Annotated in this window: 14 protein-coding genes; 5 read left to right on the top strand and 9 right to left on the bottom strand. The window is 45.0% G+C overall.

The genetic code is table 11. From position 1 onward, the window contains the following. Positions 1 to 1,054, bottom strand: a 1,054-nt coding sequence (locus NL647_RS13940) for an Ig-like domain-containing protein (protein WP_253650298.1), incomplete at its 3' end; no start/stop codon positions are given. A gap of 404 nt (positions 1,055 to 1,458) precedes the next feature. Between NL647_RS13940 and NL647_RS13935 the strand changes: the two genes are divergently transcribed. The 4 genes from NL647_RS13935 (at position 1,459) to NL647_RS13920 (ending at position 6,011) form a co-directional block, all read left to right on the top strand. Beyond that, positions 1,459 to 2,769, top strand: a complete 1,311-nt coding sequence (locus NL647_RS13935) for a TolC family outer membrane protein (RefSeq protein WP_009696936.1) — start codon at positions 1,459 to 1,461, stop codon at positions 2,767 to 2,769. Positions 2,770 to 2,771: 2 nt separating this feature from the next. Next, on the top strand, positions 2,772 to 3,392 hold the full coding sequence (locus NL647_RS13930; RefSeq protein ID WP_005451972.1) for an OmpA family protein: 621 nt from the start codon (positions 2,772 to 2,774) through the stop codon (positions 3,390 to 3,392). Positions 3,393 to 3,498: 106 nt separating this feature from the next. Continuing rightward, positions 3,499 to 3,852 carry a DUF2750 domain-containing protein gene (locus NL647_RS13925; RefSeq protein WP_005451971.1) on the top strand — a complete coding sequence of 118 codons (354 nt, stop codon included), beginning with the start codon at positions 3,499 to 3,501 and terminating at the stop codon, positions 3,850 to 3,852. 191 nt (positions 3,853 to 4,043) lie between these two features. Further along, positions 4,044 to 6,011, top strand: coding sequence for a diguanylate cyclase (locus NL647_RS13920; RefSeq protein WP_253650297.1), 1,968 nt, complete (start codon positions 4,044 to 4,046; stop codon positions 6,009 to 6,011). Here the strand turns inward: NL647_RS13920 and queC are convergent. After that, positions 5,968 to 6,666, bottom strand: a complete 699-nt coding sequence (gene queC / locus NL647_RS13915) for a 7-cyano-7-deazaguanine synthase QueC (protein ID WP_029789726.1) — start codon at positions 6,664 to 6,666, stop codon at positions 5,968 to 5,970. The two genes, NL647_RS13920 and queC, sit on opposite strands and share 44 nt — an antisense overlap. Positions 6,667 to 6,680: 14 nt before the next feature. Next, positions 6,681 to 7,331 carry a 7-carboxy-7-deazaguanine synthase QueE gene (gene queE / locus NL647_RS13910; RefSeq protein WP_253650296.1) on the bottom strand — a complete coding sequence of 217 codons (651 nt, stop codon included), beginning with the start codon at positions 7,329 to 7,331 and terminating at the stop codon, positions 6,681 to 6,683. Between the two features lie 164 nt (positions 7,332 to 7,495). On the opposite strand from queE, the gene NL647_RS13905 reads away from it, so the two are divergent. Further along, entirely contained in the window at positions 7,496 to 8,305 is an 810-nt protein-coding gene (locus NL647_RS13905; protein ID WP_009696940.1) for a Cof-type HAD-IIB family hydrolase, read from the top strand. 53 nt (positions 8,306 to 8,358) lie between these two features. On the opposite strand, the gene NL647_RS13900 is transcribed toward NL647_RS13905, so the two are convergent. From NL647_RS13900 to acnD, 6 genes are all read right to left on the bottom strand, one after another. After that, positions 8,359 to 9,792, bottom strand: coding sequence for a bifunctional NUDIX hydrolase/phosphatase PAP2 family protein (locus NL647_RS13900; RefSeq protein ID WP_050937475.1), 1,434 nt, complete (start codon positions 9,790 to 9,792; stop codon positions 8,359 to 8,361). A gap of 306 nt (positions 9,793 to 10,098) precedes the next feature. Further along, positions 10,099 to 11,646, bottom strand: coding sequence for a trypsin-like serine protease (locus NL647_RS13895; protein WP_253650295.1), 1,548 nt, complete (start codon positions 11,644 to 11,646; stop codon positions 10,099 to 10,101). Between the two features lie 200 nt (positions 11,647 to 11,846). Further along, a complete protein-coding gene (locus NL647_RS13890; protein ID WP_253650294.1) occupies positions 11,847 to 12,329 on the bottom strand; it encodes a GNAT family N-acetyltransferase in 483 nt (160 codons plus the stop codon). 160 nt (positions 12,330 to 12,489) lie between these two features. Next, complete coding sequence (locus NL647_RS13885; RefSeq protein WP_253650293.1) at positions 12,490 to 14,370, bottom strand: propionyl-CoA synthetase; 1,881 nt, start codon at positions 14,368 to 14,370, stop codon at positions 12,490 to 12,492. A 240-nt stretch (positions 14,371 to 14,610) separates the two neighbouring features. After that, entirely contained in the window at positions 14,611 to 15,798 is a 1,188-nt protein-coding gene (gene prpF, locus NL647_RS13880) for a 2-methylaconitate cis-trans isomerase PrpF (RefSeq protein WP_253650292.1), read from the bottom strand. Positions 15,799 to 15,821: 23 nt separating this feature from the next. Continuing rightward, positions 15,822 to 18,419 (bottom strand): Fe/S-dependent 2-methylisocitrate dehydratase AcnD, encoded by a 2,598-nt coding sequence (acnD, locus tag NL647_RS13875; protein WP_253650291.1) that lies wholly within the window; start codon positions 18,417 to 18,419, stop codon positions 15,822 to 15,824. Positions 18,420 to 18,470: the final 51 nt, after the last annotated feature.

The raw sequence follows: 18,470 nt of genomic DNA, 5'->3' as shown, positions 1-18,470 counted from the left end.
CTTCATCTGTTGACACAGTGTCGTTTACTGCCACTGGTGCGTCGTTAACTGGATTAACCGTCACCGCAACCGTTGCATCGTCACTTAGCTGACCGTCTGAGATGGTGTAGCTAATCGTTGCGTCGCCATTGAAGTTTTCGGCAGGCGTGAAGACCAGTTTGCCGTCAACAATCGCCACCGTACCTTGCTCTGCAGGTACCGAAGCATTGGTAATGGTTAATTGGTCATTCTCTGGATCGCTGTCGTTCGCCAATACATCGATAGTAACCGCGGTATCTTCATCTGTTGTAACAGTGTCGTTTACTGCCACTGGTGCGTCGTTGATCGGGTTTACCGTTACAGTAACCGTGGCTTCATCAGTTAGTGCGCCATCCGTTACTACATAAGTAACCGTCGCTTCACCGTTAAAGTCTTCTGCAGGTGTGAATATCAACTTACCATCAATAATCTCTACTGTGCCTTGTTCTGCCGGAACAGTTGCCGATTCAATACTTAGTGAATCACTATCTGCGTCTTGGTCGTTAGCCAATACATCGATAGAAACCGAAGCGTCTTCATCGGTCAAAACGCTGTCATCTTCAGCAACCGGAGGACGAGGGTTGATTGCTGGCGATGTATTATCTGAATTTGCTGCGTTCAAAATAAGATCCGCGAGCGATAGGTTTTGAGTTTCAGACAAACCTAGTGCTGCGATACCCGTCGTTTCAAACAAAGTGCTAGCAAGTATTTCTGCCCCTGTACGCTCAACAGTCCCACTTTCTTGCAAACTGGAGCCGGCATTCTCACCCGCAGCTGGGGCAAACTCTTCATTCAGTAATGTCGGGTCTTGCCCGTCTCTAAGAGCGTCAATAATTTGAGCAACATCTTGAGTGATGTCTTGCTCGTCTTCTTCTGTTGCAACTTTAACTTGAAGTTTTTGTGGTTCATCTTCGATGACTGCAACAATCAGTTCGCCCGGTAATGGTCGCTCATTCTCGGCAAGAACCTTCAATTGCCCATTCAAATCTATTACGACTAACTGCTCACCAACTGGAACTAAGGAAGTACGATCCATATAAACCTCTGACATAAAAATACTGTCAACATTTTGACCAATGATACTTATTAGCTATATATTGCCCGAATATATTCCGCAATAACAGCGCATTAACACTTAATTTCAACTTTTGAGTCACATATTACTTATAAAAGTGTATATAGGACCTGTTTGGGACTAGATCACAAACATACAGGCACCAATTCTGTTTAAACCATTGAAAACATGATCTTTATCCAGAAAATAATTAGAACAACAGCTCATAAAGTGTAAAACTAATTATCCAACATTAATTATAGCAACTAGTCACATAGTTGATTGTTAATAGCATTGTGCGTTAGATTATTGACGCCTATAGAGTTGTCCCTATTTATAAGAACAATTTCTCGCCTTCAGACATGACTAAATCTAGGAGAAACAAAGTGAAGTGGACTCGTGCCAACGCCATATGCTTTGGTGTGCTTGCCGTTAGCCCTGCTTTCGGACAAACACTTGAGCAAGCGGTTGAAAATACACTTATTAGCAACCCAGACATCAAAAGTGCGTTTAATGAATTCGTAAGTAAGCGGTATGTGAATGAAGCCTCGAGCGGTGCTTATCTTCCTTCTGTCGACCTAGATGCAGGTGTCGGATATGAAGGGATAAATCCAGCAGAGAGTAATCGTAAGTCTACTGATTTAACGCGAAAAGAAGCGACAATTACGCTAACCCAGCTTATTTGGGATGGTTCAGCGACGCTTAACGACATTGACCGTACTGCAGCGGATGCTGAATCCGTTCGTTACCAATTATTAGCAGATGCTCAAGATAAAGCATTAGAGGTAGCTAAAGTCTACCTGGATGCCGTTAAAGCCTATGAAGTACTGACGCTTTCTGAAAATAACCTGAAAGTGCATAAGAAAATCTATCAAGATATCAAGAAACGTGTAGATTCAGGTATTGGTTCAACAGCGGACTTAACGCAAGTAGAAGCTCGTTTAGCTAAAGCACACGGTAACTTGGTAGCTGCTCAGAACAATTTGTTTGATACGCACACGATCTTCACACGTCTTGTAGGTCAAGCTCCGCAAGGACTTATCTTCCCTCGCGCAGATCAAAACTTCATTCCTTACACAGTAGATGATGCGATTGATTTGGCATTTAATTCTCACCCAGTGATTAAGATTTCAAAAGCGGATGTTGATTCGGCTAAGTTCCAGTACAAACAGTCTAAAGGTAACTACTACCCAACAGTTTCTGTAGAAGCTTCGCAAACATGGCGTGATGATGCAGCTGGTGTCGAAGGAAACAGTGATGAAACAACAGCGATGCTGCGTATGCGTTACAACCTATACAATGGTGGCAGTGACTCTGCAAATGCCGAAAGTTTCGCCTACCAGTTGAACAAAGCAAAAGACTTACGTGAACGCGCATATCGAAATGTAGAAGAAGGTTTACGCCTTTCTTGGAGCGCACTGGATCTGACACAACAACAGAAACAATTTTTGTCCGATCACGTAGATTCAGCTTCTGAGACAGTTATTGCGTACGAAAAACAATACCGTATTGGTAAACGTACCCTACTTGACTTATTGAACACAGAAAACGAATTGTTTGAAGCTCGCAAAGACTACTTGGATGCGAAGTACGCAGAACAATACGCCAAATACCGTGTGATGAATGCGACTGGTCAACTATTGAATGCGCTTCGCGTTGATGTTCCGACTGAGTGGAATCAGAAGGTGGAGTACTAATTATGCAAGCAGTAAAGATTCTTTTCTCGTTGGGTCTTATCGTCGCAGCAAACCAAGCATTTGCGGAAGACGAGTATGAATACATGCAAACACCAAATGCTCAGCAAATTGCAGACCTACAAGATGACGATGATGATGGTGTGATTAACGCAAGGGACCTTTGTCCTGATACGCCAGCAACGTCAGAGATCGACAATGATGGTTGCGGTGAGTACATAAAGTCGTCTGAACAAATGCAAGTCCGTGTATTGTTCGCCAACGACTCTGATGAAATTAACCCTGTATTCCATCGCCAGATTCGCCAATTGTCTGAGTTTCTCAAAGAATACCCGACAACCTCTATCGAGCTACATGGCTATGCGAGTAAGGTAGGCGGCGCTTCTCATAACTTAGACCTATCAAAACGTCGAGCAAATAAAGTGCGCTCTGCGTTATTAGGTTACGGTATCAAACCAGATCGCGTTCGAATTGTTGGCTATGGCGATACTCACCTTGCTCAACAAGGAACAGACGAAGTGAGCCACGCACTTAACCGTCGTGTAACGGCCTCTGTTGTAGGCTACAAAGGTGAAATTAAAAAAGAGTGGACAATATTTACCACCCTTCCAGAGAACACACTTTAAGGAGCTTCGGCTCCTTTTGTTTTTCAACCTTGTTAAACCGTATTATGCTTTTGGAATCGGCACTTTAGTGTTAACCTACTCGCGTCATAACAATGAGAGTTTTGAAATGAGCAAACTTACATCAGATATCCAAGCAAACCTTGACCTTTTCGTTGCTGAAACTAAAGAAAACCAACTAGTTTGGGGTTTACGCAATGAAGAAGGTTGGCTATCTTGCGATTCAACTGAATTCGAAAACAGCGAAGTCATGCCTTTCTGGTCATCTAAAGAAGATGCGCAGGCACACAACGTTGAAGAATGGGCAGATTTCGAAGTACTAGAAATCCCACTAGATATCTTTGTTGAAGATTGGCTACTAACTCTTGCAGAAGACGGCGTTCTTGTTGGCACAAACTGGAATGCACAGCTAGAAGGTAAAGAGGTTGAACCTCAAGATCTAGCGAAACTATACGTAGGCTAATTCCCTAGGACCTCAGCACCGTGCTGGGGTCTTCTTTTCTATTACTTACCTTTTCGATGTAAAGCTCGACCGAGCGCATAGTTTTCATCACCCCACTATCTATACCCTTCGGCTTTTGTCACAATGACTCACTCCCAATTGGTATATCATACTGAACAAACAACATAGCAATAACATAAGGTTACATCACTATGCGTACGCTGCTTACTTTGCTTGCGTCTCTCCTATTAGGCAGTCAAGCAAACGCAAGTGACACTCAAAGCATCACTCAATGGCATTCTGTTTATCTAGCTACAATGAAAACAAATTCCAAATCTGCGCTCCACATGCTTCAAGACAGATACCACACTGCCGACTCTAATAGTGAGAAGCTATACGTCAGTGGTTTGATTTACGAATACATGTCGAATATCAACCAGCCTTACTTTGGTAGCAGTCAGTTTCTGGAAAATCACTTTGCAAAGTTGGAATCAAAGTACATTCAAGCACTGTTAGAACGCAAACAGGGTGACTACGACGCTGCAGTAAACTTGTTCACCTCATTACTGCAAAGTGCTAAACAGCGCGCAGATATAGAAACAAAAGCGTTAATGAACTACCAGCTTTGCTACACCCTCAATCAACAGGGTCAGTACCACAAGGCTAACTTTTTCTGCTCATCGCTTAATAACCACTTAACTGACGACCACAAAGAGAGTATTCCTGCAGATCTTGCGCTGCGTGTAATCGCAAACAACTTCGACTTCCGTGGCGAATACGATATCGCACTTAGCTTGTACCGCCGACTCATTAATGAAATGCCAGCGCAAAGCGATCCCACAGGTGTTTACAACGATGTAGGTAATTTGCTGAGTGAACTAGGTCAATTCGAACAATCTGAACAGTACCTAATTCAAGCACTACTTGCTCGACAATTAGAAGCCACACCTCTTGAAGTTGCTCAAGTGGAACATAGCTTGGCATCCATGTATTACAAATCTAAAGATTACGAGAAGTCCATCAGTCACTATAAGAATGCGCTAACACTACTCGAAGAACTGAATTACCCATACGGCAAGGGACTAACTTATCTTGGGCTTGGTTCTGCCTACGTCGATTCTGGTGACTTAAAAAGCGCCGTTCCCCATATTAAAAACGCTTTAGAGTTGGGCAAAGAGTACGAAAACGAACGCTTACAAACTGAAAGTCACTTGGCGGCAGGCTTCGCTTACCTAAAACACCGCATGTTGAAAGAAGCACTAGAACACGCGAATGCCGCGTTAGAGTTGGCAAACAAGAACTCAACGACCGCGTTGCAATCAAAATCTCAATTGTTACTCTCGCAAATCTTCCAACAACAGAATGAGTATGAAACAGCTCTATCCCACTACCGCGAGTACGCAACGTTGGAGTTAGCAAACCGAGATGCCAACAATGTAAAAGCAATCGAAGCGCTAGACCTAACGAAAAGTGAATATGAATATGAGTTGCAACTCGTAAAAATTGACAACGAACGTAACTTAAAACTGCTTGAGCTTAAAAAGCTTGCCGAGCAACAGCGAGCGTACAACTTTGTAGTATTTGTGTTACTCGCTGTTTTGTTGGTCGCACTCTTTGCTCTACGAAAAATAAAGATGGAATCTCGTTTAGACAAGTTAACAGGCTCCCTGAATCGGAGTTCAATCATCGAGAAAATCCGTTCTCAATCGATCAGTGCGCCAGATGATATGCGCTACGTACTTGCACTAATCGACCTAGACAACTTTAAACTGATTAACGATAAATACGGGCATCCAGTAGGCGACTTAGTCCTAACTCAAGTCTGTAAGTCACTTCAATCTAAACTAAATAAAGGAGAATATTTGGGACGTATTGGAGGAGAAGAGTTTATCTTGTTACTAAAGAATGTGGATGAAATTGATGTGCCATTTCGTGTTCAAAGCCTTCACAAAACCATCTCAGAAAAGCAGATAAAAACAGACGACGGTCATTCGGTCAATGTCACAGCAAGCTTGGCCTATCTCTCTACATCAAAACCACTTAGTAATTATGATGAGCTGTATTCGATATTAGACCAAGCTTTGTATCAATCAAAAAGAAATGGGCATGATGCCGTGATTGATGCTTATAACGAGCCTATTGATCTTCCGCTTTCTGCTTTTGAATCAACGACTGCATAACAGTGTCTTTGTTATTAAGGTAATCATCTAAGCCCGCTTTGCGCAGATCGCAAGACGGGCAATCACCACAGCCATCACCAATGATGCCGTTGTAGCAAGTTAAAGTACTTTCACGGACCAGTTGCAACGCATCGTACTGATCTGCCAACGCCCATGTTTCCGCTTTATTTAGCCACATCAGCGGTGTTTTGATGTCGAACTGACGATCCATGCCTTTTACTAAAGCACTGTTCATCGCTTTCACAAAGTCATCACGACAATCAGGGTAACCACTAAAGTCGGTTTCACACACGCCAGTAATTACGGTTTCAGCACCAATTTGGTATGCATAAATGCCAGCTAGCGTTAGGAACAAAATATTACGGCCCGGAACGAATGAATTCGGCAAACCGTTCTCTTGAAGTTCATGAGAAACTGGAATGTCATCGCGAGTCAAAGAGCTGATTGCTAGTTCGTTCAGAAGACCTACATCCATGACTTTATGAGCAGCAACACCAAGATCTTTTGCTACTTTTTCCGCAACTTCGATCTCTAACTTATGACGTTGACCATAATCAAATGTGATTGCATGTACTTCATCAAACTCTTTTAACGCTTGAACCAGACATGTTGTAGAGTCCTGTCCACCACTGAAAACAACAACTGCTTTTTTCATCTTTTTCTCCGAGCTTAAGCAATACTTAAGTATTTATGAGTTTGAACTGACAAGCGCCAGTTACGTGCCACGCAAGTATCAATGCAAAGCTGTGTTGCTCTTGGCTTTTGGCTAATTGGTTGCAGAGCGATGATGGTTTTTGAGTCTATATCGGCCATCGTAAGCAAGTAATCAAGATGATCGATATCTTTTTGTGTGCCAACAGGATGCTTAATTTCATTTGCGCGCTCCAACGCACTTTTAAGTACAGGCAATTTACCTTTCATCGCAACTTTAGGTGACACGGTCACCCAAGTATTTTCTGAAGTAACGACTTCTGAAGTGCCGCTGGTTTCAATTTGGCACTGGCAACCCATATCTTCAAATGCTGCGGTTAAATCACGCAAATCATAAATGCAGGGTTCACCGCCAGTGATCACAATGTGCTGAGCATTGAAGCCTTGCTTTTTGTATTCTGCTACGATGTCTTGTGCTGAAGCGAAACACCATGTTGGGGAGTCCTCTGTTTTCACCAAGATATCGCCAATCTGGCGTTGGTCTTTCTCTTCTGCGTACCAAGTTTGCTTTGTATCGCACCAAGAGCATCCTACCGGACATTCTTGCAAACGCACGAAAACTGCTGGCACACCAGTGAAAACCCCTTCCCCTTGGATGGTTTCAAACATCTCATTTAGCTTATACAACGTAGAACTCACTCAACTCATAATACTTCGAGGCGAAGACCTTAATGGAGAGGCGCACTCAGGTCAATTTAAACCAAAAATAAATTGTTAAAATAGGTCTTTTTGTAGTTTCATACACGAGTTCCCAATTTTTAAGGTAAGTAAAGATGTACAAACTGATCGCCCTAGATATGGACGGTACGTTGCTAAACAGCGACAAAGTAATTTCAGAAGAGAACAAGCAAGCCATCACTAAGGCTCGTGAAGCAGGTGTGACCGTTGTACTTGCATCAGGTCGCCCTCTTGAGGGTATGCAAGACAAATTGGATGAGTTGAACATCAACTCTGATAAAGACTTTGTACTCTATTACAACGGTTCTATGGTGAAGAACATTGGCACCAATGAAATCATCCACCAGCAAATCATCGATGGTAAAGCAGCAAAAAAAATCGCTCGCAAAGCAAAAGAACTTGGGGCGTACGTTCATGCATTCAGTCAAGAACACGGTTTAATTACTGAAGAAAACAACCCATACACTGATATCGAGGCAAAAATTAATGGTCTTGATGTCACTGAAATGAACTTCGAGTCACTTTCTGATGATCACGCCATCATCAAAGCGATGATGGTTGCAGAGCCAAGCAAACTTACCGAAGTGATAGCAGCACTGCCGTCAGATCTAAGAGAAGAATTCACCGTAGTACAAAGCGCACCGTTCTTCTTAGAGTTTTTGAATCCATCAAGTAATAAAGGCATCGGTGTTTCAGCAATCGCAGAATACTTAGGCATCAAAGCTGAAGAAGTGATTTGTATGGGCGATGCCGAGAACGACCATCACATGCTTCAATATGCGGGTCTTGGTATTGCAATGGCAAACGCGATGGAAGAGACAAAAGAAATCGCAGACTACATCGCTGAGAGCAACGATGAACACGGCGTAGCAAAGTCTATTGAGAAATTCGTTTTGAACGCTTAACAAATCTGAAGTAAACGCCAATAAAAAACCTCGCTATTAAGCGAGGTTTTTTATTACTCTGCGTGCTTGTTTTTACAGGTTAGTTTTCTCGCTAACACAATAAATGTCAGCATCAATAGAGGGTAATGGAAGGTGCTAAACACCAAAGACCAAAATCCGCTAAATGAAACCGTTGTGCTCAAGTAAAGATACAATTGCTCAACCAGCAATAACGCCAGAATCACAAACAACATCTGTTGACGGTCAAAACGTATTTCTGACTCTTTGAAGGTCATCACCAGCGCTGACGCAGTAATCAGAATCGCTAACCAGCTAGTAAATACGGGCAACGGCCAAATGACAGAAATCACTGCGGTAATCGCAGTCATCGTAAACCAAACACTTTTTGAACTCAGTAACTTGTCTACGTCCACATCGGGGTTGCCTTCGAGTCGGAGCACATGCCATGCAACCAAAGACCCCAACAAAGCACCAATCAACATATCTAGGATAAATGCAGTACCAAGGAAGAACTTACAAGCCAGTACGGTCAAAGTCACAAGGGCAACAAGCAATGTGATTCGGTTTAGACCAAAGGTATTTGTTCTTTGGAACATAAACGTCATCACACAAAACCATACCGCTACAGGCAAACTTGGAAAACTAAAGCCAAAGCTTTGAGTTAACTCTGCCATTGGTACATATACATGCGGTCTTGGTAGTGAGAACCCCTGTTGAGCCACGAGAGTCATCAACGAAGTTGCGGTAACAGCAAAGAACAGCCGATATACAAAACGACTATCGAAACGCATCATCACGAATGGAAACAAGAACAACAAAAATGTTGGATTGCTCAAACTCGTAATTAGGTCTGCGATTTCACACGCCGTATTACGACTACTCGATGAAAACGAACCTACCCAACTCTGTAGATCCATCATCCAAGACAACTCCAGTTGACGGAAATTGGGCGCTGACTCAATTAACTGTTCAACATAAACGACAGGTTGTTCAGTCGCTCTAGTGTAAAACTCGCCTACATCTTTCCACTGCTCAGGATAACGGTACAAAGAGGCTGACATGTTACTCGGGCTCACTAGCATCGCAGAAGCGACTTCAACGCCATAATGAGGAGCAAACCAGATAGGTAACTCATTACCATCAATTTTATTGGTCATCGAAAACGCAATTACGTCTGAATCCGATACACAATCAAAGAAAACAGCAGTATCTGTTCTACCTAACTCTTCACCAACAGTAACAACCAAACCGGTTTCTTCCCACGTTTCTCTCTGCGCAGCAAGTTTAGGCGATTCACCTTGAATAATGGTGCCACCAGGAAGGGAAATTTTATTCGTTAATATCTCGTGGATTAATACTAATTTGTTATCTGCGCGAACAACACAAAGCGCCCCTTTCACATCTTCTGGAAGAGGATTCGCGGCAGACAAAGGAGAAACAAACAGTGAAATGGAATACAGGATGAGAAAAAACAACTGTCTCAGCACAAAATACAACCTTTAAAAGAGAGAAGAATCACACCGTCATGATGGCAGGATTACCAATATTTTTCGACATAAATTAAGTAACCAGTTGTACATTTAGCACACATGTCAAAAAACGCTTTGCGACACTCTTCAAAATAGTTCTGACAAAAATCAGACATAACTCGAAATATTGGCTGCGATTTTGCCAGTTATATTAAGTTAACGTCAGAGGAATTTACGTGGATTTTACGCCTTCTCAGAATTGAAACAAGAAAGAGAGCTTATTGTCGACAACAAATAAACTCTCTTTATGGTTCACTTATGCTTTTACAGCTTTAACCATGCATCTGTCCAAGCTGAGCCCACACCCGGCTCATAAGCACTTGGAGTTGAGCCACACCACAAACTGTTTGGCCAAGGCTTACATTGGTAACTTGCACCGTTATTCGTCACCACATCCCCTGCAGAATAATTCGTACCCGCTTGGTAAGCATCACCCGAAGTTGGCGGCGGTGTTGGCTCTGTTGGTGGATCTACAGGAGGATTGGTCCCAGAACAATCTGAGCTGCCTATTGACTGCCATACTCCCCATGGACCAGATTCTGAAGGGTTATCACCTTGCGTCCACCATTGGGCTTGCCATATTTGACCAGCCCACGACACGGTTTCTCCAGTGTTGTAAACCGCACTAACTTGCCATTCATTTTCACAACTACCAGATGGCGGTGTTGTTGAACTCACTGCCGATGCTATTACGACTGCTTGATATGAGGTGCTGGTTTTATCAATACCAAAGTTCAGCGTAACGCTCGCGTCACCTGCTTGAGAAGCGCCAAACTCAACGTCAACAACACATGAGCTTCTTGCACTAAGGGTCGATTGTGCACATTGGTCTCTGGTGATCATCGCAGATTTCGTGACACCAGAACTTTGCAGTTCCACACTTTCGACAGTAAACGCAACATTACCGATATTTTGAATACTGAAACTGTGTTGCTTCAGCTCGCCCACTTTAAAAGAACTCAAAGTCTGATTTGCGGTGTAACCAACAGAAACATTATCTGTCGGAGGCATTGTCGCACCTAAAACGCCATCAACAAAACTGCGCAACGCCGCAATGTCGCTATACACACCGTACTTACCCGGTCGGGCACAACCTATGCCCCAACTTACGATACCAAGTTGAGTCACAACGCCGTTATTATTCACAACGATGGGACCACCACTGTCTCCCTGACAAGAATCAATGCCACCTTGAGGTACTCCCGCACAAAACGAAACAGCCCCAACTGTTGTGTAGTTCCCATCAGCTTGACGGCACATTGCATCAGACACCAGAGGCACATCCACTTCTTGTAGAGCGGCTGGTGAACTGCCCCCCTCCGAAGTTCGGCCTAGTCCAGCGACAGTTAACCAATCACCGACGCCTGCATATTGCGAGACACTGCCTGATGCGATATCCACTTTCGTAACACCTTGAGGCTTTGAAGAGAGTTTTAACAGAGCGATATCATGAGACAAAGTAGAACGATTATAGGAAGGATGTACGTAGATTTGGCTGACATTAGAGCGAACACCATCAGTACCATTATAAATCACACCACCAATTTTGACGGCAATTTGATTAGGAGCATCGCCATCAACACAGTGAGCAGCCGTGAGAACATAGCCATCCCCAATATAGCTTGCTCCACAGAAAGAGCGGTTATTATTACGGCTGACGATTTGTGTGTAAAACTTCCAGTCATTTGGGGTTGCGGTAATGCCACCAACAATATCCGGTTGAATTTCGTCGTATTGCGTCTGCGTGACTTGATCTGCACTTGCCAACATTGGCAATAACGCCGTTGCAAGTAAGGTTTTTGATAGATTCAATGTTATTTTCCTCTTGTTTTATGAGGCACTATTCATGTGCCACTTACAAAACAAGCAAACAAAAACAACATCACCAATTTGGATGAGAATGAGTCGCCGCACATTGCGACGAGACTAATAGTAAATACTGACCATTAGACTCAACTTTTGCACCATCAGATTACATAAGTCACTAAGTTACCGTCTTAGCTACGCATTAATTAACGTTCAGATAACGACTTTCTTAACCAATGAATATGATGCCCAAAACCTTGGTTCTTATAGAGAGAAATCGCTGTCTGGTTAAAGTCCCAAACCTCAACAAACATCTGTTTCACTCCGTAATCAACGAATGTCGCCTCTATCTTTTTAATCAAAGCCTTCGCGGTACCTTGCTTACGATATTCGGGTAAGACGTATAGCTCATCAACGCTTCCCATCATGACAGGTTTACTAACCGTAGAAATAAGCTCGCAGAAATGCCCAGATACAAAGCCGACGATCTCACCCTCTACTCTAGCGACATACACCAAACATTCAGGATTATCGAGATAGCGAGCAATACTCTTTTCTTGTTCGATTTCTTCTGCGGTTTTAAACAGCTCTGGAGATTGGATGTGGTGCTCATCATGCAGTTCGAACATCAAATCATTGAGTTGTTCAAGATCGTCAAAAAGCGCTGGTTTGATTACAAAAGTAGACATAGGAAAAGAAGCCAAAAACATGAATCCATATAGTGTGTGTTTAAACATGCATTTAGGCAAGCAGGAATGCAAAAGCCTCTTGCCGACAAAGCAAGAGGCTTCGATATTTACGATTGGTCGCAGCTAATCTAAGATCGTGCTTAATTAAAATCGTACTTAACTAGCCACGTTTAAGCACTCGTTCGATTTCGCCTAAACTGGATGGATCATCAATGGTTGATGGCACCACGTATTGCTCACCATCGGCTATTTGACGAATGGTTCTTCGCAAAATTTTGCCTGAGCGTGTCTTTGGTAAACGATCGACAACCAGCGCATGTTTAAAGCAAGCCACAGCACCAATCTCGTTGCGCACTTTACCCACCAACTCCCCCTCTAGCGTTAGATCATCAATCTTCACACCATCTTTAAGAACCACGAAGCCAAGTGGTAGCTGTCCTTTTAACTCATCATGGATACCGACTACCGCGCATTCCGCAATCGCTGGGTGACCGCCCACGATTTCTTCCATTTCGCCAGTAGATAGACGGTGACCTGCAACGTTAATTACGTCATCAATTCGTCCCATGATAAACAGGTAGCCATCTTCATCTAGGTAACCGCCATCTCCCGATACGTAGTAACCCGGAAATTGACTTAGATAACCAGTTTCAAAGCGGTCGTGGTTGCGCCAGACAGTCGGTAGACAGCTTGGTGGTAATGGGCGCTTCAGAGCCACAAAACCTTGCTGATTTGCACCCACTGGCATTCCCATTTCGTTGAGAATCTCTACCTGATAGCCTGGAATTGGCTTGGTAGCAGAGCCTGCTTTTACCGGCATCACCTCAATACCAGTCGGATTGCCCGCGATAGCCCATCCAGTCTCGGTTTGCCACCAGTGGTCAATGACCGGCTTATCTGCTTTGCTTTCTACCCATTCTAGTGTTGGTGGGTCAAGACGTTCACCTGCCATGAAAATAGAATCAAGGTTCGACAAGTCGTATTGCTTAATGAACTCGCCTTCTGGGTCTTCTTTCTTAATTGCACGGAAAGCGGTTGGCGCGGAGAAAAGCACGTCTACTTTGTATTCGTCACAAACACGCCAGAATGCACCCGGGTCCGGTGTTCTCACTGGTTTGCCTTCAAATAGAATAGTGGTACAACCATGAATCAGCGGCGCGTACACAATATAGGAGTGACCAACAACCCAGCCCACATCCGATGCTGCCCAGAACACACCATCTTGAGGGATGTTATAAATTGACGTCATCGAATATTTCATCGCTACGGCATGGCCACCATTGTCACGCACCACGCCTTTTGGTTTCCCTGTTGTGCCAGAGGTATAGAGAATATAAAGAGGATCTGTCGCAAGCACAGGGACACACGCATGAGGCAAAGCTTGCGCGTATTCTTGCTGCCAATCTAAATCACGTTCAAGGTTAAGTTCGGCTTCGCACTGCGGGCGTTGAAGAACAAAGACTTTCTCAGGCTTCCAACGGCTGTCCATAATGGCTTTATCAACCATTGGTTTGTACGGGATCACCTTGTTAATTTCGATGCCACAAGACGCCGTCATGATGACTTTGGGTTCCGCATCTTCAATTCGAACGGCAAGCTCATTCGGGGCAAAACCGCCAAACACCACCGAGTGAATCGCACCCAATCGAGCACAAGCCAGCATCGCCATCGCCGCTTCTGGGATCATCGGCATGTAGACGACCACACGATCGCCTTTGGTTACGCCTTGATTAGAAAGCATGCCCGCGATTTTTGCCACTTGGTCGCGCAGAGCTTGATAGCTGTAAGTTTGTTTTTGACCCGTCACTGGCGAATCATAAATCAGTGCGGTTTTATCCCCCCTTCCTTGCTCGCAATGATAATCCAAGGCGAGCCATGATGTGTTCAATACGCCATCAGGAAACCAACGTTCAATCCCATGTTCGTCAGCTTGCAAGATGGTATTTGGCGCTTCAAACCAATCGATGTTTTCAGCTTGAGCACGCCAAAAGTTTTCCGGTTCATTTTGTGCCCAAAGGTATTCTTTTTGATATGCAGACATATTGCTTCCTCCAGTATGTCCTGACATTGCTTTTTAATACCAATCGCATTAATTAGATGTTCAGAAGATTGCGTAGGTAAAACTGCTTAGAACAAGGCAAAGATTGCAGCTAGCTAGTTGCTCTACCTACACCTTCTTTTACTAAGAAATAGGTTTAACGAAGTTATCAGCGGTTTTAACAAGCAAGAATCATCAAATAATTGATGTGGTTGGTATAAGTATCACTACCATGCAATTGTGTTATTCAAAGACATTGGAGGGAACACGCACACAGCCCTCCATCAGTATTCTCGCGCTGCGGCTCATAATGGCTTTCTCAACCACCCAACCTTGTTCTGTTTGTTTGGCTTTTGCCCCCACCTTAAGCATTCCTGATGGATGCCCAAACGTCACAGATTCTTTCTCTCCGCCACCAGCCGCTAGGTTCACCAAAGTACCCGGGACGCATGCCGCCGAGGCAATGGCGACCGCTGCGGTTCCCATCATGGCGTGGTGAAGTTTGCCCATAGATAAAGCTCGGACGAGAATATCGACCTCACCTGCCTCTACGGCTTTACCACTCGACGATAAATAGGATTTAGGCTGAGAAACAAACGCAACCTTAGGCGTGTGTTGACGTGTTTGAGCCTCTTCGAGCGAATTAATAAGACCCATTTTTAGCGCGCCATGAGCACGAATGGACTCAAACCTCGCAAGAGCAGATTCATCGTTATTGATGTCATCTTGAAGCTCGGTCCCTTGGTAGCCGAGCGCTTCTGCGTCTACGAAGATCGTCGGTATGCCTGCGTTAATAAAGGTGGCGTTGAACGTCCCAACATCTGGCACGACCAAATCGTCTACTAGATTGCCGCTTGGAAACATGCTGCCTTCACCATCAGCAGGGTCGACAAAATCAACTTGAATTTCTGCCGCTGGGAACGTCACACCATCGAGCTCAAACGCCCCTGTTTCTTGAACGAAACCATTTACGATTGGCACATGAATCAATATGGTTTTGCCAATATTCACCTGCCATACACGAACGGTAACGATGCCGTTTTCGGGAATATGTTCTTCGTCGATCAACCCTGCATGAATGGCGAAAGGTCCGACTGCAGCAGAAAGGTTGCCACAGTTACCACTCCAATCGACAAACGGCTTATCTATCGATACTTGCCCGAACAGGTAATCAACGTCGTGATCAGCTCGCTCACTGCGCGACACAATCACAGTTTTACTAGTGCTGGAAGTCGCGCCGCCCATGCCATCAATTTGTTTGGCATACGGATCCGGACTGCCAATCACACGAAGTAGCAGCTTGTCTCTTGCTTCGCCTACGACTTGCGCTGGCTGTGGCAAATCTTCAAGGTTGAAGAACACACCTTTGCTCGTACCGCCGCGCATGTAAGTCGCTGGGACTTTGATTTGGCTTTGCACCTTGCTATCCATATCTTGCTCCGTTATTGCGCTATCTATTGCGAGAGGAAATCTTGAGCAAAGCGCTGTAACACGCCGCCCGCTTTGTAAACGTGAACTTCATCTTCGGTGTCGAGTCGACAAGTCACTGGCACATCAACCTTGTCGCCATTTGCACGGGTAATCACCAATGCCAAATCAGCACCTGGAGTGATATCGCCGATAACGTCATACAACTCAGTGCCATCCAATTCGAGCGTCTTTCGGTTCACGCCATCTTTAAATTGCAGAGGAAGTACGCCCATGCCAACTAAATTGGTACGGTGGATACGCTCAAAACCTTCAGCGACAATAGCTTCTACACCCGCCAAGCGAACGCCTTTCGCCGCCCAATCTCGCGAAGATCCTTGACCATAATCCGCACCTGCGACCACGATAAGTGGCTGCTTGCGATTCATGTAAGTCTCAATCGCCTCCCACATGCGTGTCACTTTGCCTTCAGGTTCGACTCTCGCTAACGATCCTTGCACGACTTCGTCATTTTCCTTGACCATTTCGTTGAACAATTTCGGGTTAGCGAAAGTAGCGCGCTGCGCGGTTAAGTGATCACCTCGGTGAGTCGCGTATGAGTTAAAGTCTTCTTCTGGCACGCCCATCTTCGCGAGGTATTCGCCTGCAGCGCTGCTTGCCAAAATTGCGTTCGATGGTGACAAATGGTCGGTCGTAATGTTGTCGCCTAAAACGGCGAGAGGACGCATTGAAGACAGAGTTCGCTCACCCGCCAGTGCTCCCTCCCAGTAGGGAGGTCTTCGGATATACGTACTCATCGGACGCCAATCGTAGAGCGGATTCGGGTTACGAACCTCATCATTCAGTTTGAACATTTGAATGTAGACTTGATTAAATTGCTCTGGCTTAACGTACTCACCCACCACAGCATCAATTTCTTCATCCGTTGGCCACAAGTCATTGAGATAAATCGGCTTGCCGTCTTTGTCTGTGCCTAAAGAGTCACGTTCGATATCAAAACGAATCGTCCCAGCTAACGCGTAAGCAACGACCAAAGGTGGCGATGCTAAAAATGCTTGTTTTGCGTATGGATGAATTCGACCATCAAAGTTGCGGTTCCCAGAAAGTACCGCCGTTGAATACAGATCTCGGTCGATGATTTCTTGTTGGATTTTCGGGTCAAGTGCGCCGCTCATGCCGTTACAGGTTGTACACGCATAGGCGACGATACCAAAACCAAGCTTCTCCAATTCAGGGAGTAAGCCAGATTCTTCAAGGTAGAGTCGAGCAACTTTAGAACCCGGAGCAAATGAAGACTTCACCCAAGGTTTGCGCACCAATCCAAGCGCATTCGCTTTCTTAGCGACCAGACCCGCTGCGACAACGTTTCTTGGGTTACTGGTGTTGGTACAAGAAGTAATCGCCGCGATGATAACCGCGCCATCTGGAAGCTCGCCTTCTTTCTCTTGCCACTCACCAGAAACACCACGCTCAGCAAGCTCTGAGGTAGGTAAACGACGATGAGGATTAGATGGACCTGCCAAATTACGCCCGACTTGGGACAAATCGAACTCAAGTACGCGTTCGTAAACGGCAGTGTCTAAATCATCTGCCCACAGACCGGTTTGCTTGGCGTACTTCTCAACCAAGTCGACCTGTTGATCATCGCGACCTGTCAGTTTGAGGTAATTAATAGTCTGCTCATCAATGTAGAACATCCCAGCGGTTGCGCCGTATTCTGGCGTCATGTTTGAGATGGTTGCGCGGTCGCCAATGGTTAGGTCTCGCGCCCCTTCACCAAAGAATTCGAGATAAGATGAAACCACGCGTTCATTTCGCAGAAACTCGGTAATCGCTAGTACGATATCCGTGGCGGTAATACCCGGTTGACGCTTGCCAGTAAGCTTCACGCCAACAATGTCTGGTAGACGCATCATCGACGGGCGACCAAGCATAACCGTCTCCGCCTCTAAACCGCCGACACCAATCGCAATAACGCCAAGTGAATCAACGTGAGGAGTGTGACTATCCGTACCGACACAGGTATCGGGATAGGCAATGCCTTGCTTGGCTTGCACAACCGGAGACATCTTCTCCAAGTTGATTTGGTGCATGATGCCGTTACCCGCAGGAATAACACTGACGTTCTCAAACGCCGTTTTACACCATTCAATAAAATGGAATCGGTCTTCGTTTCTGCGCTCTTCTATCGCGCGGTTTTTCTCAAACGCCTCTGGGTCAAAGCCTGCGTGTTCAACTGCCAGTGAATGGTCAACGATCAATTGCGTTTCAACCACAGGGTTTACTTTCGCTGGGTCACCGCCTTGCTCGGCAATTGCATCACGCAGACCAGCGAGGTCGACTAATGCGGTTTGTCCAAGAATGTCATGACAGACCACACGCGCCGGATACCAAGGAAAATCGAGGTCACGCTTGCGTTCAATCAACTGTTTTAGGCTATCAGTGAGCGTATTCGGGTCGCAGCGGCGAACCAACTGCTCGGCTAAAACGCGTGAGGTGTATGGGAGCTTTTCATAGGCTCCAGGGGAAATATCGTTGACCGCTTCTCGGGTATCAAAATAATCGAGTTGGGTTCCCGGGAGCGGCTTACGATATTGAGTATTTATATTTGTGGTGATGCTCATGGGCTTGCTTCCGCTTTAGTGTACATCTTATGCCTGAACGCACCGCGATAC

This window comes from Vibrio sp. Y29_XK_CS5, assembly GCF_024181835.1.
GTDB classification, from domain to species: Bacteria; Pseudomonadota; Gammaproteobacteria; order Enterobacterales; family Vibrionaceae; genus Vibrio; species Vibrio harveyi.
Note: the sequence above shows the minus strand (reverse complement) of the source record. Positions and strands in the feature narration are given on the sequence as shown.